The sequence below is a fragment of the Nocardioides sp. AN3 genome (assembly GCF_054653495.1).
In genome coordinates this window covers 196857-214278 of record NZ_BAAIGC010000003.1, presented here as the reverse complement: position 1 = coordinate 214278, position 17422 = coordinate 196857, and the positions used below count along the sequence as shown (strand labels likewise).

The window sequence follows — 17422 nt, the reverse complement described above, 5'->3', positions numbered from 1 at the left end:
ACATGTCCTTCGACGTCCATCAGCTCGACACCTTCGTCCTGGTGGGCTCTGCGGTCACCCTCTTCGCGATCATGGCCGTGCGTGTCTCGTCGCGGACCGGCCTGCCGACACTGCTCGTCTACCTGCTGATGGGCGTCGTGCTCGGGGAGTCGGGGATCGGCATCGGCTTCGAGGACGCCGAGGTCGCGCACGCTCTCGGATTCGCCGCCCTGGCCCTGATCCTCGCCGAGGGCGGTCTGACGACCGAGTGGCACGAGGTGCGCCGCTCGATGCGGCTCGGCGCCTCGCTGGCCACGGTCGGGGTCGGCATCACGGTGACGGTCGTCGCGCTGGCCGGGCACTTCGTCCTCGGGCTGGACTGGAAGCTCGCCGTCCTGCTCGGCGCGGTGACGGCGCCCACCGACGCCGCGGCCGTCTTCTCCGTGCTCCGAGTGGTGCCGCTGCCCAAGCGGCTGACCGGGGCGCTCGAGGCGGAGTCCGGGCTCAACGACGCCCCCACGGTCGTGCTGGTCACGCTGATCGCCACGGGCGCGGTCAACGACCACCCACTGTGGGCGATCGGCGGCATCATCGCCTACGAGCTAGTGGTCGGCACGCTCCTCGGCCTCGCCGTCGGCTTCGGGGGCGCATGGCTGATGCGGCGCGCGGCGCTCCCCTCGACCGGCCTCTACCCGCTGGCGGTGCTGACGCTGACGTTCCTCGCCTACGGCGCGGGCGGGGCCCTGCACGGCAGCGGCTTCGCGGCGGTGTACGTCGCCGCGCTCGTGCTCGGCAACGCGGAGCTGCCACACCGCGGCGCCACCCGGTCGTTCGCCGAGGGGTTGGCCTGGCTCGCCCAGATCGGGCTGTTCGTCATGCTCGGGCTGCTGCTCTCGCCCGGTCGGATCACCTGGCACATCGTGGGACTCGCCCTCGCGGCCGGCCTGGTGCTGACGTTCGTCGCGCGACCGCTGTCGGTGGTGATCAGCGCGCTGGCCGCGAGAATGAGCTGGCGCGAGCAGGTGTTCCTGTCGTGGGCGGGCCTGCGCGGGGCCGTCCCGGTCGTCCTGATGACGATCCCCCTGGCGGAGAAGGTGCCGGGCAGCGAGCGGCTCTTCGACCTGGTCTTCGTCATGGTCGTCGTCTACACGCTGCTCACGGCGCCGTCGCTCCCGTGGGTGGCGCGCCTGCTGGGCGTAGCACGTCCCTCGGACCCGCGCGCGCTCGACCTGGAGGCCGCCCCGCTCGAGCGCGTCGACGCCGACCTCCTGCAGATCACGATCACTCCGGGCTCACGCATGCACGGCGTCGAGGTGGGCGAGCTCCGCCTTCCCGCCGGGGCGTCCGTCTCGCTGGTGGTGCGCGACGGGGACGCGCTGGTCCCGGAGCGGCGTACTGTCCTGCGGGCCCTCGACGACGTCCTCGTCGTCACGCCGCGCGACCTGCGTGAGAGCACGGAGAGGCGCCTGCGTCAGGTGAGCCGACACGGCCGCCTTGCCCAGTGGCTCAAGGACTGAGGCTGCCTCAGGTCGGAGGCGAGCAGATCGTCGTGGGCTTCGTCGCCTTGACCGAGGGCTTGCCCTTGCCCAGTCTGCGGAAGCTGTCGCCCACGACGAGCACGACGCCCACCTGGTCGACGTCGTGCTGCACGACCTTGACGTGGGGGACCCAGGTCGCCAGGAGCGCCACCGCGGGGCTGTCGGGGTCGTCGGTCCAGATCTGCGCGTTGCGCACCGCGGTCCTGGCCGGCGCGTTGGCGCTGTCGCCCTTCGTGAAGCCGGCGTCGGTCAGCGACGTCATGGTGCGGCTGGCCAGGCCCGAGCGCCGGCCGGCGTTGAGGACGCTGACGGTGACCTGGTGGAGCGAGATCGTGTCGCCCTGTGAGACCGGCGTCTCGACACAGGCCGCGGCCTGCCGCAGCCTCGGCATCGGCGCCGTGAGGGCCGACCATCCCCAGGAGGCCGCGAGGACGAGCAGGGCGACCAGGACCGCCAATGTGAGCCCCGTCTTCGCGCCCTGCCTCATGTCAGGCACCCTAGTTCCATGACGGCGACCCGTCAGACGGCGTGGACCCGGGCGTGCAGGATGTGACGCTGCTGCAGGGCCGCGCGCAGGGCGCGATGCAGGCCGTCCTCGAGGTAGAGCTCGCCCTTCCACTCGACGACGTGGGCGAAGAGGTCGCCGTAGAACGTCGAGTCCTCGTCCAGGAGGGCTGCCAGCTGCAGGGTGTCCTTGGTGGTGACGAGCTCGTCGAGGCGCACCTGGCGCGGCGGGACCGCGGCCCAGTCCTTCGCCGAGAGGCCGTGATCCGGGTAGGGGCGCCCGTCGCCCACGCGCTTGAAGATCACGCTGGCGACTATAACGACCGGTGGTGGAGGCCCTTTAGGCTCGCGACATGACCGACACCGCGGGCCCCAGCCCGATCGCGACCGCTGTGGCGGCAGGCTACGAGTTCGAGGGCACCGCGCTGGAGCTGGGCGGGCTGATGACCGACGCCGACACGCTGACCGACGTCCGCATCAGGATCCCGCTCGGCATGCTCAACCGGCACGGGCTGGTGGCGGGCGCCACCGGCACCGGCAAGACCAAGACGCTGCAGCTCATCGCGGAGCAGCTCTCCAGCAACGGCGTACCGGTCTTCGCCGCCGACATCAAGGGCGACCTGACCGGGCTGGCCACCCCCGGCGTGCCGAGCGAGAAGCTGACCGCACGCACCGCGTCCGTGGGGCAGGAGTGGGCCCCGAAGAGCTTTCCGGTGCAGTACTACGCCCTCGGCGGCGTCGGCACCGGCATCCCGGTCCGCGTCACGGTCGAGACGTTCGGCGCGACGCTGCTGGCGAAGGTGCTCGAGCTCAACGACACCCAGGAGTCCTCGCTCGGGCTCGTCTTCCACTATGCGAAGAACGCCGGCCTGTCGCTGGTCGACCTCGCCGACCTCCGCGCGGTCCTGCAGTTCCTCACGAGCGCCGAGGGCAAGGCCGACCTGACCGGCCTGGGCGGCCTCTCGTCGGCCACGGTCGGCGTCATCCTGCGCGAGCTGATCGCGTTCCAGGACCAGGGCGCGGACGCGTTCTTCGGCGAGCCGGCGTTCGACTCCGCCGAGTTCCTCACCGTCGAGGCCGACGGACGCGGCCGCATCTCGCTGCTCGAGCTGCCGAACCTCGCCGACCGGCCGGCGATCTTCTCGACCTTCCTCATGTGGCTGCTCACCGACCTCTTCCGTGAGCTGCCGGAGGTCGGCGACCCCGACAAGCCCAAGCTGGTGTTCTTCTTCGACGAGGCGCACCTGCTCTTCGACGGTGCGTCGAAGGACTTCCTCGAGACCATCACGCGGACGGTGCGGCTGATCCGGTCGAAGGGCGTCGGCGTCTTCTTCATCAGCCAGTCGCCGACCGACATCGATGAGGACGTGCTGGGCCAGCTCGGCTCGCGCATCCAGCACCAGTTGCGCGTCAACACGCCGAACGACGCCAAGGCGCTCAAGCAGACGGTCAACACCTACCCGACGTCGACGTACGACGACCTCGGCGCCGTCATCACCACCCTCGGGATCGGCGAGGCGATCGTGACGGTCATGAACGAGCGCGGCGCCCCCACGCCGGTCGCGTGGACCCGTCTGCGCGCGCCTGAGTCGCTGATGGGGGCGACCGACCCCGCGGCGGTCGAGGCGGCAGTGAAGGCCTCGCCGAGCTATGCGACGTACGCGACCGCGGTGAACCGGCCGTCCGCCGCTGAGGCCCTCGCCGAGCGGACAGCGGCCGCTCAGGCTGCCGCTCAGGAGGCTGCTGAGGCGGCCGATCGGGCCAAGGCCGAGGCGCAGCAGGCCAAGGCTGAGGCGGCCGATCGGGCCAAGGCCGAGGCGCAGCAGGCCAAGGCTGAGGCGGCCGATCGGGCCAAGGCCGAGGCCCAGCGGGCCCGGACGAAGCCGGCCGCGAAGAAGGCACCGGCGCCGAAGGACGACGACTCGCTGCTCGAGGACGTCGTGAAGTCGTCGGCGTTCAAGAGCGCCATGAACACCGCCGCGCGCGAGCTCGTGAAGAGCATCTTCAAGAAGCGGCGCTGAGGCGCGGCGTCCCCGGGTGGCGCTCCTGGGTGGCGCTCTTGGGTGGCGCTCTTGGCTGGTCACGTGTCGGTGGCTGGTCTCACGTGCCGGTGGCTGGTGATGTGCCGGACGGCCGCCTGTGCGTAACGGGCGGCCGTCCGGGTCGTGCGGTGTTCGGTGGCTCGTGGGTCAGGCGGACCAGCGCAGCGAGTCGTCGATGAAGTCGGCGAAGGCGTGGGTGCCGCGAAGGTCCTCGCGCTCGTCCATGAGCTTCGCGAGGGCGCTGGCGTGACGGGACTTGAGGCTGCTGCGCTGCGTCCAGACGCGGTCGGGCTCGGTGTCCCGGTTGGTCGGGGTGGAGTTCTCCATCTCAACCTCCTAGGGGTCGGGTGTCGGTGTTCCTTCAGCCTGCAGGGTGCAGATCGCCGAGAGATTGACCTGAGGTTACGGCCGGGTTTTATTTTACTCAGTTTGTCTACTGACTTGGACGACTTTAGCGGTTGGAACGATCGAAGTCCAGAGCGCTGGTGTGTGTCGTGGCGCACCCAGCCGCGCTCAGGGTGGCGTGGTGGTGCGGCCCTCCGATGCGTCCTCACGCACCGACACGCCGGAAACGCCGGCGTGTCGCGGTCAGGCGGCGCAATGGGCGGCCGCGTCGGTGCTCCGGTGCTGTGCTCCGGGGCTGTGCGGCGTGCTGTGCGGCGTGCTGTGCGGCGTGGTGGCCCACCGGGCGTGGCCTCCGGCGCCTGTGGGTCGTGTGAGCCCCAAGAGTTGGCGTGGGTGCGGCCCTCCGATGCGTCATCCTGGGCCGACACGCCGGAAACGCCGGCGTGTCGCGGTCAGGCGGCGCAATGAGCGGCCGCGTCGGTGCTCCGGGGCTGTGCGGCGTGCTGTGCGGCGTGGTGGCCCACCGGGCGTCGCCTCCGGCGCCTGTGGGTCGTGTGAGCCCAAGAGTTGGCGTGGGTGCGGCCCTCCGATGCGTCATCCTGGGCCGACACGCCGGAAACGCCGGCGTGTCGCGGTCAGGCGGCGCAACGAACGGCCGCATTGGTGCTCCGGCGGGCGAGTGAGCGACGTCAGAGAAAGGACCCGGACCGTGGCCCGGTCCGGGTCCAGGCGATCTCGACGATCGATCGCGGTGGCGGAGCTGGGGGGATTCGAACCCCCGAGGGCGTTAACCCAACCCGCTTTCCAAGCGAGCGCCATAGGCCACTAGGCGACAGCTCCGTAGAGGACGATATCGGCCGGGTGCTTCGGCGGCGAAATCCTCCAGCCGCTTTGGTGGGCCCGACCCTGCTCGCCTAGACTCCCTCGCAACCCCCCGTGTGGCGGCATCTTGCCGAACCTCCCCAGGGCCGGAAGGCAGCAAGGATAAGCGAGCTCTGTCGGGTGCGCGGGGGGCCTTTGCATGCCTGGGGCCGTTGGCCGCGACGGCCGCGCGGCACTGCGAGGCTCTCCTGGATGTGCGCGGGGGCCTTTGCATGCCTGGGGCTGTTGGCCGGGTGTCCCGCTGCGTGCTCATCGAGGTATGCAGCCGAATGGTCACTCCCAGGCCGGAGTTCCGCGAGGGAAGTGTGGACTCGCCTGCATACCTCGACGAGCATTCCCAGGCATGTGACCGCCCGCTACCGGCTGTCGGTGGGGCTGGTTAGGGTTCCAGGGTGGAGTCACCCCTGGCGTTGTATCGCCGCTACCGGCCCGAGACGTTCGCCGAGGTCATCGGCCAAGAGCACGTCACGACGCCGCTGCGCTCTGCGCTCGCCAACAACCGGGTCAACCACGCCTACCTCTTCTCCGGTCCCCGCGGCTGCGGCAAGACGACGAGCGCCCGCATCCTGGCGCGTGCGCTGAACTGCGAGAAGGCCCCGGTCGCCGACCCGTGCGGCGAGTGCGAGTCGTGCCGTGACCTCGCCCGCGGCGGCCCGGGGAGCATCGACGTCATCGAGATCGACGCGGCGTCGCACGGTGGCGTGGACGACGCTCGCGATCTGCGCGAGAAGGCGTTCTTCGCGCCGGTCCGGAGCCGCTACAAGGTCTACATCATCGACGAGGCGCACATGGTCTCGGCACAGGGCTTCAACGCGCTGCTCAAGCTCGTGGAGGAGCCGCCGCCGCACCTGCGCTTCATCTTCGCGACGACCGAGCCCGAGAAGGTCATCCCGACCATCCGCTCGCGCACCCATCACTATCCGTTCCGGCTGATCCCGCCGCGGCTGCTGTCCTCCTACTTGTCCGACATCTGTCAGCGCGAGGGCGTCGCCGTCGAGTCGTCGGCCCTGCCGCTGGTGGTGCGGGCCGGCGGGGGCTCGGCGCGCGACACGCTCTCGGTGATGGACCAGCTGCTCGGGGGTGCCGGACCGGAGGGCGTGACCTACGACCTCGCGGCCGGACTGCTGGGCTACACGCCTGACTCGCTGCTCGACGAGGTCGTCGACGCCTTCGCCGCGGGTGACGGTGCGGCGGTGTTCGGCGTCGTCGACAAGGTGATCGAGACCGGCCAGGACCCGCGCCGCTTCACCGAGGACCTGCTGCGTCGCCTCCGCGACCTGGTGATCGTGTCGGCCGTGCCGGACGCGCCGGCGACCGGTCTCATCGACGTCGCTCCCGATGCTGGTGAGCGGCTCGTGGCCCAGGCGGGCCGGTTCGGTGCCACCGAGCTGTCGCGCGCCGCGGACCTCATCGCGACAGGCCTCACGGAGATGCGCGGTGCGACCGCGCCCCGGCTGCTGCTCGAACTCATCTGCGCACGCGTGCTGCTCCCGGGAGCCGACCATGGCACGGAGGGCCTGGCCGCGCGTCTCGACCGGCTCGAGCGCCGGCTGTCGGTGAGCGGTACGCCGACAGCTCCCGTCGCCGCGCCGGCGCCGCCCGCTCAGGACCGCCCTGCCCCGCGCGCGAGCGCTCCTACCCCGGAACCGGTTCTCGCCGCCCCACCGAGCGATGCGTCATCACCCGAGGCACGGCCGACATCGGTTGATCAGTCACCGCCCTGGGCTGCCGCGCCGGCCGGGGGTGGGCAGCCACCCGTCGGGCGGGGCCAGGGCGTTGACCAGTCACCGCCGTGGGACACCCCACCGGCCGGGGGTGGGCAGCCACCCGTCGGGCAGGGCCAGAGCGTTGACCAGTCACCGCCGTGGGACACGGCAACGGCAGGAGGTGAGCAGTCACCCGCCGCGCGGCGCCAGAGCGTCGACCAGTCGCCGCCCTGGGACGTCGCGCCGGCCGGTGGTGAGCAGCCCCAACAGGCACCCCACCAGACGGCTGGCCAGGCACCCCCCGCACCAGCCACGCCCGAGCCGCCGACGCCGGCCACGCCGGCACCACGCGAACCCGCGCCCGCCGTTCCGCCTGCCCCCGCCGCACCGCCCGCGGCCGCCGCCACGACCCACCAGCCCACGACCGCCGACGCCGGCGCACCGACGCCAGGCGCCGCACCGACGCCGGGCGCCGCACCGACGCCGGGCGCCGCACCGACGCCGGGCGGCTTGACGGCGGTCGATGTACGGCGCCTGTGGCCCGACGTCATCCAGGCGCTCGTCGGCATCAGGAGAGCCACGTGGGCACTGCTGAGCAGCCACGCGCAGGTGATCAGCCTCGAAGCCGACACACTGACGATCGGGTTCACCACTCCGGGGCTGCGCGAGCAGTATGCGGCCGGCGGTCACGACGGTCCCCTCAAGCAGGCGCTCGTCAACGTGATCGGCGCGCAGTGGCGCATCGAGGCGATCGTCGATCCCGGTGTGCAGCCAGGATCGAGCCAGGCCGCGCCAGCGCCGCCACGGCCAGCCGAGTCACGGCCTGCCGAGCCGCAGCCTCCCGCGTCCGAAGCGGCGTCGGGGCCGCTCGCCGAGGCACCCGCCCCGCTCGCCGAGGCACCGGCGCCACTCGACTGGGCGAGCGAGCCGCCGCCGGAGGACCCGACCGACAACCGTGCCGTCGACCTGGCCCGCGAGGCCATCCAGCCGACGAGGCCGGGCGGCCGTGCCGTCGACACGACGGCCGAGGAGCTCCGTGCCGCCGACGCGCACGCGCACCCTGACGACCTCGACGCCGACACCGAGAACCTCGCGGGAGCGGCGCTCCTCGAGCGTGAGCTCGGCGCCCAGATCATCGAAGAGATCCGCCATCAGTGAGAGAGTTCGACCATGACTGACAACCCGTTCGGTGGGCTCGACCTCAACGCCCTGCTCGGGCAGGCCCAGCAGATGCAGGAACAGCTCGCCAGCGCCCAGGAGCGGCTGGCGGAGACGACGGTCGACGGCACCGTGGCCGGCGGCGCCGTCACGGTGACGCTCAACGGCATCGGCGAGCTGCAGCGCGTCGACATCAAGGCCGGTGAGTTCGACGGTGGCGACGCCGACAGCCTGTCCGACCTCAGCGACCTCATCGTCGCCGCCTACCGTGACGCCAAGCAGCAGGCGGACGCGCTGGCCAGCGAGTCCCTGGGTCCGCTGGCCGGTGGTCTCGACGCGCTGAACGGCCCAGGTGGCGAGTCGCCCTTCAAGCTCGGGTTCTGAAGGCGGCCATGTACGAGGGCGTCGTCCAGGACCTCATCGACGAGCTCGGCCGGCTCCCGGGCGTCGGACCCAAGAGTGCGCAGCGGATCGCGTTCCACCTGCTGCAGGCCGACCCGGTCGACGTACGCCGCCTGGCGGATGTGCTCATCGAGGTCAAGCAGCGGGTGAGGTTCTGCACCATCTGCTTCAACGTCTCCGAGGAGGAGACCTGCCGGATCTGCCGCGACCCGCGGCGCGACCCGACGGTGCTGTGCGTGGTGGAGGAGTACAAGGACGTCGTGGCGATCGAGCGGACCCGTGAGTTCCGCGGGCGCTACCACGTCCTGGGCGGCGCCATCAGCCCGATCGACGGCGTCGGCCCCGACCAGCTGCACATCCGTGAGCTGATGACGAGGCTGAACGACACCCAGCTCACCGAGATCATCCTGGCGACCGACCCGAACCTCGAGGGCGAGGCGACGGCGACATACCTGACGCGCCAGCTGGCTCCCCTCGGGCTGACGGTGACCCGGCTGGCGAGCGGGCTGCCGGTGGGCGGAGACTTGGAGTACGCCGACGAGGTGACCCTCGGCCGCGCGTTCGCGGGACGGAGGGCAGCACCATGAGTGAGGAGACGGGTCACGTGCCGACCGACGAGAGTGGCGAGATCCAGTTCGTGGAGGAGATCGCCGATCAGGTCGAGAGCTTCCTGATCGCCTTGCGGGCGATCGGCGCGGAGGGCGACACCGGCAGTGCGGTGCCGCTCCTCCTGCTCGAGGTCAGCCAGGTGCTGCTCGCCGGCGCGCGGCTCGGCGCCCAGCGCGACTTCGAGCCCCGCGAGGAGTATCAGCCTGACGTCGGGCCCGAGGCCGACCTCGACGAGCTCCGGCTGAGGCTCGCCGACATCCTCGGGGACGCCGACACCTACAGCTTCGTCTTCGACCCCTATGCACCTGAGATCGTGATCAGCCAGCTCTCCGACGACCTCACCAGCATCGCCGCGGACCTCGAGAACGGGCTGCGCCACTACCGTCTCGGCGACGCCGAGGAGGCGCTGTGGTGGTGGCAGTTCTCCTACGTCTCCAACTGGGGCAACCTGGCCGGCGCCGCGCTCAACGCGCTGCTGACCGTCGTCTCGCACGACCGCCTCGACGCCGACTTCACCGGCGAGGAGGAGGAGCTCGCGGTGGCCGAGGAGATCCTGGAGGGCGAAGTCGCCGGGTAGGCGTGGACCGCCCGCACTGCGATATGCGCCGGGGCCGGGAAGGGTCGGCGACTAGACTCGGCCGCGTTCTTCCCCCGTCGATCAAGGATTGAGCTCGTGGGCATCGTCGTCCAGAAGTACGGCGGCTCGTCGGTCGCCGACGCAGCCGGCATCAAGCGGGTGGCCCAGCGCATCGTCAACACGAAACGGCTGGGCCACGACGTCGTGGTCGTGGTCTCGGCGATGGGTGACACCACCGACGAGCTCATCGACCTCGCGAGCGAGGTCTCCCCGCTCCCGCCGGCGCGCGAGCTCGACATGCTCCTGACGGCCGGCGAGCGGATCTCGATGGCCGTCCTCGCGATGGCGATCCAGACGCTGGGCTACGAGGCGCGCTCCTTCACCGGGTCGCAGGCCGGTGTCATCACCGATGCCGAGCATGGCCGGGCCAAGATCATCGACGTGCGGCCCGGCCGGATCCTCGAGGCCGTGGGTGACGGCGCGATCGCGATCGTCGCCGGCTTCCAGGGCGTCTCCCAGACGACCAAGGACATCACCACCCTCGGTCGCGGCGGCTCCGACACCACGGCCGTCGCGCTCGCCGTCGCCCTCGAGGCCGACGTCTGCGAGATCTACTCCGACGTCGACGGCATCTTCACCGCCGACCCGCGCATCGAGCCACGCGCACGCAAGATCCCGCGCATCTCCTACGAGGAGACGCTCGAGATGGCCGCGCAGGGCGCCAAGATCCTGCACCTGCGGTGCGTCGAGTACGCCCGCCGCTACGACATGCCCATCCACGTCCGCTCCTCCTTCTCCGAGAAGGAAGGCACCTGGGTCGTGAAGGCAGCCGACGTCTTCGGAGAGGACAGCAGCATGGAATCCGCGATCATCACCGGCGTCGCGCACGACCGCAGCCAGGCCAAGATCACCGTGGTCGGCGTGCCCGACAAGGTCGGGGAGGCGGCCGCGATCTTCCGCGCCATCGCGGACGCGCAGATCAACATCGACATGATCGTCCAGAACGTCTCCGCGGCGGCGACCGGGCTGACCGACATCTCCTTCACGCTGCCCCGCGGCGAGGGGCAGACCGCCATGGCCGCGCTCGCCCGGCTGCAGGACATCGTGGGCTATGAGCGACTCGGCTACGACGACTCGGTCGGCAAGGTCTCGATCGTCGGTGCCGGCATGAGCACGTCGCCGGGCATCTCGGCGCGGTTCTTCGAGGCGCTGTCGGAGGCGGGCGTGAACATCGAGATGATCTCGACCTCCGAGATCCGCGTCTCGGTGGTCGTCGCCGAGACCCAGGTGGCCGACGCGGTCAACGCGGCGCACGCGGCGTTCGACCTCGGCACCGACGAGGTCGAGGCTGTCGTCTACGGAGGGACGGGCCGATGACCCGCCACGAAGTGCGGCCAGTGAGGATCGGCGTCGTCGGCGCGACCGGGCAGGTCGGCGTCGCGATGCGGCAGATCCTCGCCGAGCGACGCTTCCCGGTCGAGGAGATTCGCTTCTTCTCCAGCGCCAAGTCCGCGGGCAAGGTGCTGACCTACGAAGGCCGCGACGTGGTCGTCGAGGACGCCGCGACGGCCGACCCGACCGGTCTCGACATCGCGCTCTTCTCCGCCGGCGCCACCGCCTCGCGGGCCCTGGTGCCGGCGTTCGTCGACGCCGGCGTCATCGTCGTCGACAACTCCAGCGCCTTCCGCAAGGACCCGTCGATCCCGCTCGTCGTCTCCGAGGTCAACCCCGAGGCAGCGAGCGGCGTGATCGAGGCCGGGCGCGGGGTGATCGCCAACCCGAACTGCACCACCATGGCTGCGATGCCGGTCCTCAAGCCGCTGCACGAGGAGGCCGGTCTGCGTCGGCTCATCGTGTCGACCTACCAGGCCGTGTCCGGGTCGGGCATCGCCGGTGTGGAGGAGCTCGCCACCGGTGTCGCCGCTGCGGGGGACAAGGCGCGCGAGCTGGCGTACGACGGCGAGGCCGTCGCCTTCCCCGAGCCGGGCGTCTACAAGCGGACCATCGCCTACAACGTGCTGCCGTTCGCCGGCAACCTCGTCGACGACGGTCTGAACGAGACCGACGAGGAGCAGAAGCTCCGCAACGAGTCCCGCAAGATCCTCGGGATCCCGGACCTGCTCGTCTCCGGGATCTGCGTCCGGGTGCCCGTCTTCACGGGTCACTCGCTCTCGATCAACGCCGAGTTCTCGCGCGCGATCTCGCCGGAGCGTGCGACCGAGCTGCTCTCGCGCGCACCGGGTGTCGAGCTCAGCGACATCCCCAACCCGCTGCAGGCCGCAGGCAAGGACCCGTCCTACGTCGGCCGCATCCGCACCGACGAGGGTGTCCCGGACGGTCGCGGCCTCGCGCTGTTCGTCTCCGGCGACAACCTGCGCAAGGGCGCCGCGCTCAACACCATCCAGATCGCCGAGCTGGTGGCGTCGGCCCGCTGAGGTGCCGCCCGACCGCCGCGGCGTCAGGCCGCGGCGTCGAGGTAGCGCGCCGTCACCCAGTGGGCGAGCAGGTACGCCGCCACGCTCAGGATTCCGACCGCCACCGCGCCGGTCAGCTGGTCGAGTGCGTCGGTGAGGAAGAGCATGCTCAGCACGGAGACGAGTGCGACGGCCAGGACGCTGATGCTGGTGGCACTGGGGACGCTCGCCCAGCGCAGCACAGCCGCCCCGATGAAGACCGCCAGCACGACGATCAGCAGCAGGAGCAGCGAGCCGGGTCCGCCTCCGCAGCTCGCCGTCCCGCGGATCGACTCGCACGCGTTCAGGCCGCCGAGTGTTGCGAGGACGAGGAACGCACCGACGACGAGGCCGGCGAGTGCAGCGGCGAGATGGGCGTTGAGGCGCCGCCGGGCGGTGCGCGGGGGCGGTGAGTGGTGAACCGCTGGCGGCTGGGGATCGGTTGATGGCTCACCGCTGAGCGGGGTCGGCTTCCGGCGTCTGCGCAAGCCCAGTCGGGGCGCCTCCAGCGACGGCTTCTCCTCCTCTGACCCCATGGCGGCAGTGTGACACGCCGCCCGCGGCCGCCGGAGAAGCGCCTAGTGTTCGGCTGTGCCCTCCCAGCTCCGACGCGTCGCGGTCTTCTGCGGATCGGCCCCAGGGCGCGATGAGACGCTGATGCAGGCGGCGTACGACGTGGGGCGGGGGCTCGCGGAGCGGAGGCTGGGCCTCGTCTACGGCGGGGGTGGCCACGGGCTCATGGGAGCCGCCTCGCAGGGCGCCCTCGACGCGGGCGGCGAGGTCATCGGCGTGATCCCGCGCTCGATGGTCGAGCGCGAGTGGGGGCGAGACGACCTGACCGAGCTGCGCGTCGTCGAGACGATGCACGAGCGCAAGGCGCTGATGGCGGCGTACGCCGACGCCTTCCTGTGCCTGCCCGGCGGCCTCGGCACGCTCGAGGAGATCATCGAGGTGTGGAGCTGGCGCCAGATCGGCTTCAACGACGACCCGGTGGGGTTCCTCGACGTCGGCGGCTTCTGGGGACCGCTCCTCGGTGCGCTCCGCGGACTGGTGGACGCCGGGTTCGTCCGTCCGGGCGTCATGGACGACCTGGTGCTGGCCGAGACGCTTGACGAGGCGCTGGCGGGTCTGACGTCGCGGGCCGGCGCTCGGCTCGGTGACAAGCTCCATGGAGCCTGAGCCTCGCCGGGAGCCTCCGATGCGACCTCAGTGGGTCGGCAGGAGGACGACCTGGAACGTCGTGCCCGGAGGCGCACCGGGCCCGAAGGGCGGCGGCAGGCCGAGGTCGAACTTCGCGTTCACTGTCGCCATGCGCGACCCGAAGCGAGCCGTGGTCGTCGGGACCTCGAGTGCCGGGTCGTGGATCTGTGCCACGAGCGTGCCGTGCGTCAGGTCGCCGGAGAGCTTGACCTTGGCGAGCGTGTTGGCGAAGTTCTCGACGACGTAGAGCGTGCGACCCTCGAGCTGGAGGCCGTCGGGAGTCCCGGGGATGAGACCGGCGACGTCGATGCGGTGGGAGACACCCGTGGCCGGGTCGACGGTCGCAACGATGCCCAGGTCGGTGTGGTTCACGACCAGTGTCGGGCCGTCGCCGACCGCGTCGATGCCGTTGAGCCCGAACCCTCCGGTGACGGCGCCGGCCGGGCCGGTCACGGTGATCGTCGACGGCGTGCCGAAGGTGCCGTCGGCTCTGACCGGGACCTTGTAGATCGAGGCTCCGAAGGTCTCGGTGAAGTAGTACGCCGACCGGGTCACCGCGACGTCGTTGACGAACACGCCGCCGAGGGGGATGTCGGCGATGTCGGCGCCGCTCCTGGCGTTGTAGACGAACGCATGCCCGGTGGGCCCGCCGGCCACCACCAGGTAGCCCCTCGCCTGGTCGACCCGCATGCCGACGGCCACGCGGCCGGAGGTGTTGACGAGCAGGCTGCCGGCTCCGGTGCGCAGGTCGCCGCGGTAGATCGAGCCGGTCCTCAGCGAGCCGACGTAGAAGGTCGACCCAGCACCGACGGCGATGCCCTCGGGCTCGAAGTCGGTCGGGATCGAGATCACGTGGGGGAAGGGTGCCGCCGACACAGGTGCGGCGACCAGGGTCGGCACGGTCACCAGCGGAAGGATGAGCACGGCCGCTGCCAAGGCGGCCTTCGGGAGCAGGTGACGCATCGGACCCTCCTCGAAAGCTTCGTGGTCAACGTCCACGATGCTCTGGCCCCCGGGCGCCGTCCATGCCCTCAAGAGGGGATCCCGGCCAGCCCGCTCCGCCGGTGCGCCCGGGGCCTGCCGCGGGGTGTGTCGAGATGGAAAAAGGCGGTCCGGCTTGCACCGAACCGCCTCTGACCTGAGACATCACATGGTCGGGGTGACAGGATTTGAACCTGCGGCCTCTTCTAGGCGCCACGCGGTCCGGCCAGACCCGGTCAGACGTGGACAAAACCGCCGATGACCTGGGGTTTCGTCGGAATTTCGCCGACCTTGTACGGCCTACTGTACCCCGCTGTCAGGGTCTGTCCCAGACGTCAAAGTGGTACGTAAGTGGTACACGAGCGGCCTTTTCGGGCTAGTCGGTGCGGCCGAAGGTGTCGAGGGCAAGCTCGACGTCCACGCCATTGATGTGGAACACGATTCGGCCGTTGGTGGCGCCGGCAGCGGCCGCATACTCGGCGAGGGTGGAGAGCAGGAGGTCGTCGCGGCTCTCGATGCGCGAGACGGCTGCCTGCTGGATACCCATCTTCTCGGCGAGGCCAGTCTGGGTCTGGGCCGCGAGCTTGCGGATCTCGGCCAGCCCGGCGGCGTAGACGCGGTTCATGTGGGTGTTGCCCTCGTGGATGAGGTCCACGGCTTCGCGCATGCCAGGCTCCGCCAGGAGCTCGTCGAGCACGGCGTCGCCGTCGACGAACCCCTCCGGGATGGTCCTCTTGGCCATCTCGTCTCCTTCTTGTGGTCTCATCGGTCGCGTTGACGCTTCCAGCGGTCGATCGCGATATCTGCTTGTGTTCCGACAGTGTCGTACCAGACGTCTCTGATGCGGGCCTTCTCTCCGTTGAACAGGGCGACCACGACTTCGCCATGTGGCGCGAACCAGAAGATCAGACGGACGGCGATGCCTTCTTCATAGGCGTGTGCCCAACGCCAGATCGGGTTCAGCTTGTGCTGGCGCACTCGCTTGAACTCGGCGTTCTCTTCAGTTGGCTCAGCCTCGAGGTTGCGGATGGCCTCGAGGCCAGCCGCGATGAGCTCCAGGCGCCGGCGGTGCCAGGCGTTGCCCTCGCGGGCCTTGCGTTGAATTCCCTTGATCGAGGTCAGCAGTTCGTCGGTGAGCTGGAGCCTCATGAGCAGATATTACACCAAAGGAATATCGCGATGTCGCCGGTCGTGGTCTCATTGGGACGCTGTGCTGCCATCGTCAGTCCAGATGGAGGCGCGGGAGCAGCAGCCGCGCGCCAGTGACGAACGGAAGCCACGCGCGACAGATCGGGTCGGGCAGGTCCAAGTCCTCGAAGATGTCGACGAGAAGATTGCCGTCGATGTTGTCGAGCATCTCCTCCGGCGTGCCGCGCTGTAGGAGCGCGCCATAGGCGACGGCTCGGTCGCGGCGTCGGTGCAAATGCAAGCTGCCCCCCACGTGTGCGACGTGCCAAAGGAGGGTGACCTCGCGGAACGCCAGCCCAGGCGGCAGCTGCCACAGCCGGTCAGCGAGCCAGAAGGGACGTAGGCCGTGCATCCCCTGGATCTGCCGGAACGTGACCTGCGGTGCGAGCGCCAGCGTGTAGCCGGCCGACTCGATGATCCGCTCTGCGACGGCCAGCGTGGGCGACTTGTTGCCGCGTTCGTACGCCGACAGCGTCGACTGGGAGGTACTCGACGCTGCCGCGAGCTCGGCCTGGGTGCGTCCGCTGGCGAGGCGGACCTGGCGGATCAGATTCGGCCTGTCCACGCCTCCAAGATATTCGATCGGATCTGTCTGTGGAAGTATCTCAAAATCGGCCTTGACCTGCGGCGATTCGACTCGGCGCGTCGGCCGTGGCGTGACGGGCTGGGCAACTTGCGGCGTTTCGCCGCCATCCCTCCCACACCTATAACGCGTAAGGCTCTCGAAAGGAGGGTCGCGATGAGCGTTTCCGAGTGCCTCGGAGTCGCAGACGTCGACGGCTCATTGATGTTGGAGGCCAGGCTGGGTTGGGGCCGATGGTGCGCCGCACATCCAACACTGGGCGTGGTCGCCAATCTCCTCGATCTGCCGACGTGGACGAAGGCGGTCGACCGGGCTGAGAGGGATCGCGTCGTGGCGCTACTTGCCCGGCTCGCTCGCGAGGACCACGCTGCGGCGATCGCGCTGGCCTGGCTCCTGTGCCCAGCCGCGTCGCTCGTTGCCGCCAGGCTCGCCGATCGGTCAGGCGACATCGACGGATTGGTCGCCGGCCAGATGTGGGTCGAGCTCACGGGTGGCGCTCGCACCTACGAGCGGTCCGTCGCCGCCAACATCATTCGCGCTGTCCAAGACGCCGTCCGCGCCGATCTCGGTGTCGGTCGTGCATCGGCCAGGAGCGACCCGGCCTGGTCGCGAACCGCCGTGGTCGCGGAGCTCCCCGAGCTCGCGTACGGCCTGTTCGGCCCACCATCCGAGCTGGACTCATCCGAGACGCTCAGTGCGGTCGTGCAGCAGGCCGTGCGGCGCGAGATCATCACTACCGCTGAGGCCGACCTCGCGGACGAGGTCACGCTCGCGATAGGTAGCGATGAGAGGCTCCGTCTGCTCGATGTAGACCTGTTGGCGCCGTCGAATCACGTCCTTGGTGTCGTCGGCCCGACCCTCGATCTGGCCGCGCTCCAGCAGACGTTTCACGATCTCTTCCGGGTCGACGACGAGTACGAGCACGGCGTCGAGCTTGTGGCCGGTGAGGCCGATCATGGCGTCGAGCTCGTCGACCTGCGCGAGGGTGCGGGGGTAGCCGTCGAGCAGGAAGCCTTGTTCGGCGTCGGGCTCGCCGATGCGGGTGCGGACCATCCGGTTAGTGATCTCGTCGGGCACGTACTCAGCGGCATCCATGAAGCGCTTGGCCTCGAGGCCAAGGGGGGTGCCCTGGGCGACGTTGCCACGGAAGATGTCGCCGGTGGAGATGGCCGGGATACCGAAGCGATCGGCGATGTACCTCGCCTGAGTGCCTTTGCCCGCGCCGGGCGGCCCGATGATCAGTGTGCGCATCAACGCCCCGCAGCAATGGCGTCG

At 70.3% G+C, this 17422-nt stretch carries 18 protein-coding genes, 1 tRNA gene and 1 other RNA gene; 10 read left to right on the top strand and 10 right to left on the bottom strand.

The genetic code is table 11. The annotated features are described in order from the left end of the window. Window positions 1-2: 2 nt before the first annotated feature. A complete protein-coding gene (locus tag ACYQ1K_RS05480; RefSeq protein ID WP_459981798.1) occupies window positions 3-1496 on the top strand; it encodes a potassium/proton antiporter in 1494 nt (497 codons plus the stop codon). 7 nt (window positions 1497-1503) lie between these two features. Here the strand turns inward: ACYQ1K_RS05480 and ACYQ1K_RS05475 are convergent, their stop codons facing one another. Both ACYQ1K_RS05475 and ACYQ1K_RS05470 read right to left on the bottom strand, forming a co-directional pair. Beyond that, window positions 1504-2004: a LytR C-terminal domain-containing protein gene (locus tag ACYQ1K_RS05475; protein ID WP_459981797.1), complete on the bottom strand. Its 501-nt coding sequence runs from the start codon at window positions 2002-2004 to the stop codon at window positions 1504-1506. Window positions 2005-2036: 32 nt separating this feature from the next. Further along, complete coding sequence (locus ACYQ1K_RS05470) at window positions 2037-2327, bottom strand: type II toxin-antitoxin system VapB family antitoxin (protein WP_459981796.1); 291 nt, start codon at window positions 2325-2327, stop codon at window positions 2037-2039. Between the two features lie 47 nt (window positions 2328-2374). Between ACYQ1K_RS05470 and ACYQ1K_RS05465 the strand changes: the two genes are divergently transcribed. Then, the gene (locus tag ACYQ1K_RS05465) at window positions 2375-4042 is read left to right on the top strand and encodes a helicase HerA-like domain-containing protein (protein ID WP_459981795.1); all 1668 of its coding nucleotides are present in this window, start codon (window positions 2375-2377) and stop codon (window positions 4040-4042) included. Between the two features lie 168 nt (window positions 4043-4210). Here ACYQ1K_RS05465 and ACYQ1K_RS05460 read toward each other — a convergent pair whose 3' ends face one another. Both ACYQ1K_RS05460 and ACYQ1K_RS05455 read right to left on the bottom strand, forming a co-directional pair. Then, the gene (locus tag ACYQ1K_RS05460) at window positions 4211-4390 is read right to left on the bottom strand and encodes a hypothetical protein (protein ID WP_459981794.1); all 180 of its coding nucleotides are present in this window, start codon (window positions 4388-4390) and stop codon (window positions 4211-4213) included. 770 nt (window positions 4391-5160) lie between these two features. Next, window positions 5161-5248: transfer RNA gene (locus ACYQ1K_RS05455), tRNA-Ser, on the bottom strand. 88 nt (window positions 5249-5336) lie between these two features. Between ACYQ1K_RS05455 and ffs the strand changes: the two genes are divergently transcribed. The 7 genes from ffs (at window position 5337) to ACYQ1K_RS05420 (ending at window position 12177) form a co-directional block, all read left to right on the top strand. Continuing rightward, an RNA gene (ffs, locus tag ACYQ1K_RS05450) (signal recognition particle sRNA small type) lies at window positions 5337-5427 on the top strand. A gap of 255 nt (window positions 5428-5682) precedes the next feature. Beyond that, the gene (locus ACYQ1K_RS05445) at window positions 5683-8154 is read left to right on the top strand and encodes a DNA polymerase III subunit gamma and tau (RefSeq protein WP_459981793.1); all 2472 of its coding nucleotides are present in this window, start codon (window positions 5683-5685) and stop codon (window positions 8152-8154) included. Between the two features lie 12 nt (window positions 8155-8166). Next, entirely contained in the window at window positions 8167-8538 is a 372-nt protein-coding gene (locus ACYQ1K_RS05440) for a YbaB/EbfC family nucleoid-associated protein (protein ID WP_459981792.1), read from the top strand. An 8-nt stretch (window positions 8539-8546) separates the two neighbouring features. Then, window positions 8547-9143, top strand: a complete 597-nt coding sequence (gene recR, locus ACYQ1K_RS05435) for a recombination mediator RecR (RefSeq protein WP_459981791.1) — start codon at window positions 8547-8549, stop codon at window positions 9141-9143. Then, window positions 9140-9742: a DUF5063 domain-containing protein gene (locus tag ACYQ1K_RS05430; protein WP_459981790.1), complete on the top strand. Its 603-nt coding sequence runs from the start codon at window positions 9140-9142 to the stop codon at window positions 9740-9742. Before recR ends, ACYQ1K_RS05430 begins: the two co-directional genes overlap by 4 nt. Before the next feature lie 96 nt (window positions 9743-9838). Continuing rightward, window positions 9839-11119, top strand: coding sequence for an aspartate kinase (locus tag ACYQ1K_RS05425; RefSeq protein WP_459981789.1), 1281 nt, complete (start codon window positions 9839-9841; stop codon window positions 11117-11119). Continuing rightward, window positions 11116-12177, top strand: a complete 1062-nt coding sequence (locus ACYQ1K_RS05420; protein ID WP_459981788.1) for an aspartate-semialdehyde dehydrogenase — start codon at window positions 11116-11118, stop codon at window positions 12175-12177. Before ACYQ1K_RS05425 ends, ACYQ1K_RS05420 begins: the two co-directional genes overlap by 4 nt. Before the next feature lie 23 nt (window positions 12178-12200). Here the strand turns inward: ACYQ1K_RS05420 and ACYQ1K_RS05415 are convergent, their stop codons facing one another. Continuing rightward, window positions 12201-12731, bottom strand: a complete 531-nt coding sequence (locus ACYQ1K_RS05415) for a hypothetical protein (RefSeq protein WP_459981787.1) — start codon at window positions 12729-12731, stop codon at window positions 12201-12203. A gap of 55 nt (window positions 12732-12786) precedes the next feature. On the opposite strand from ACYQ1K_RS05415, the gene ACYQ1K_RS05410 reads away from it, so the two are divergent. Further along, window positions 12787-13374, top strand: a complete 588-nt coding sequence (locus ACYQ1K_RS05410) for an LOG family protein (RefSeq protein WP_459981786.1) — start codon at window positions 12787-12789, stop codon at window positions 13372-13374. A gap of 27 nt (window positions 13375-13401) precedes the next feature. Here the strand turns inward: ACYQ1K_RS05410 and ACYQ1K_RS05405 are convergent, their stop codons facing one another. From ACYQ1K_RS05405 to ACYQ1K_RS05385, 5 genes are all read right to left on the bottom strand, one after another. After that, window positions 13402-14358 carry an SMP-30/gluconolactonase/LRE family protein gene (locus tag ACYQ1K_RS05405; RefSeq protein WP_459981785.1) on the bottom strand — a complete coding sequence of 319 codons (957 nt, stop codon included), beginning with the start codon at window positions 14356-14358 and terminating at the stop codon, window positions 13402-13404. A gap of 394 nt (window positions 14359-14752) precedes the next feature. Continuing rightward, the gene (locus tag ACYQ1K_RS05400; protein WP_459981784.1) at window positions 14753-15118 is read right to left on the bottom strand and encodes a helix-turn-helix domain-containing protein; all 366 of its coding nucleotides are present in this window, start codon (window positions 15116-15118) and stop codon (window positions 14753-14755) included. Window positions 15119-15138: 20 nt separating this feature from the next. Continuing rightward, window positions 15139-15525 carry a hypothetical protein gene (locus tag ACYQ1K_RS05395; RefSeq protein WP_459981783.1) on the bottom strand — a complete coding sequence of 129 codons (387 nt, stop codon included), beginning with the start codon at window positions 15523-15525 and terminating at the stop codon, window positions 15139-15141. A gap of 73 nt (window positions 15526-15598) precedes the next feature. After that, complete coding sequence (locus ACYQ1K_RS05390; protein WP_459981782.1) at window positions 15599-16129, bottom strand: helix-turn-helix domain-containing protein; 531 nt, start codon at window positions 16127-16129, stop codon at window positions 15599-15601. Window positions 16130-16825: 696 nt separating this feature from the next. Then, a complete protein-coding gene (locus ACYQ1K_RS05385) occupies window positions 16826-17398 on the bottom strand; it encodes an adenylate kinase (RefSeq protein WP_459981911.1) in 573 nt (190 codons plus the stop codon). Window positions 17399-17422: the final 24 nt, after the last annotated feature.

Excerpts from the sequence above, each read along its gene's own strand:
- ACYQ1K_RS05480 (WP_459981798.1), top strand. The coding sequence starts at position 3 with ATGTCCTTCGACGTCCATCAGCTCGACACCTTCGTCCTGGTGGGCTCT.
- ACYQ1K_RS05475 (WP_459981797.1), bottom strand. The coding sequence starts at position 2,004 with ATGAGGCAGGGCGCGAAGACGGGGCTCACATTGGCGGTCCTGGTCGCC.
- ACYQ1K_RS05465 (WP_459981795.1), top strand. The coding sequence starts at position 2,375 with ATGACCGACACCGCGGGCCCCAGCCCGATCGCGACCGCTGTGGCGGCA.
- ACYQ1K_RS05460 (WP_459981794.1), bottom strand. The coding sequence starts at position 4,390 with ATGGAGAACTCCACCCCGACCAACCGGGACACCGAGCCCGACCGCGTC.
- ACYQ1K_RS05440 (WP_459981792.1), top strand. The coding sequence starts at position 8,167 with ATGACTGACAACCCGTTCGGTGGGCTCGACCTCAACGCCCTGCTCGGG.
- recR (WP_459981791.1), top strand. The coding sequence starts at position 8,547 with ATGTACGAGGGCGTCGTCCAGGACCTCATCGACGAGCTCGGCCGGCTC.
- ACYQ1K_RS05430 (WP_459981790.1), top strand. The coding sequence starts at position 9,140 with ATGAGTGAGGAGACGGGTCACGTGCCGACCGACGAGAGTGGCGAGATC.
- ACYQ1K_RS05420 (WP_459981788.1), top strand. The coding sequence starts at position 11,116 with ATGACCCGCCACGAAGTGCGGCCAGTGAGGATCGGCGTCGTCGGCGCG.
- ACYQ1K_RS05415 (WP_459981787.1), bottom strand. The coding sequence starts at position 12,731 with ATGGGGTCAGAGGAGGAGAAGCCGTCGCTGGAGGCGCCCCGACTGGGC.
- ACYQ1K_RS05405 (WP_459981785.1), bottom strand. The coding sequence starts at position 14,358 with ATGCGTCACCTGCTCCCGAAGGCCGCCTTGGCAGCGGCCGTGCTCATC.
- ACYQ1K_RS05400 (WP_459981784.1), bottom strand. The coding sequence starts at position 15,118 with ATGGCCAAGAGGACCATCCCGGAGGGGTTCGTCGACGGCGACGCCGTG.
- ACYQ1K_RS05395 (WP_459981783.1), bottom strand. The coding sequence starts at position 15,525 with ATGAGGCTCCAGCTCACCGACGAACTGCTGACCTCGATCAAGGGAATT.
- ACYQ1K_RS05385 (WP_459981911.1), bottom strand. The coding sequence starts at position 17,398 with ATGCGCACACTGATCATCGGGCCGCCCGGCGCGGGCAAAGGCACTCAG.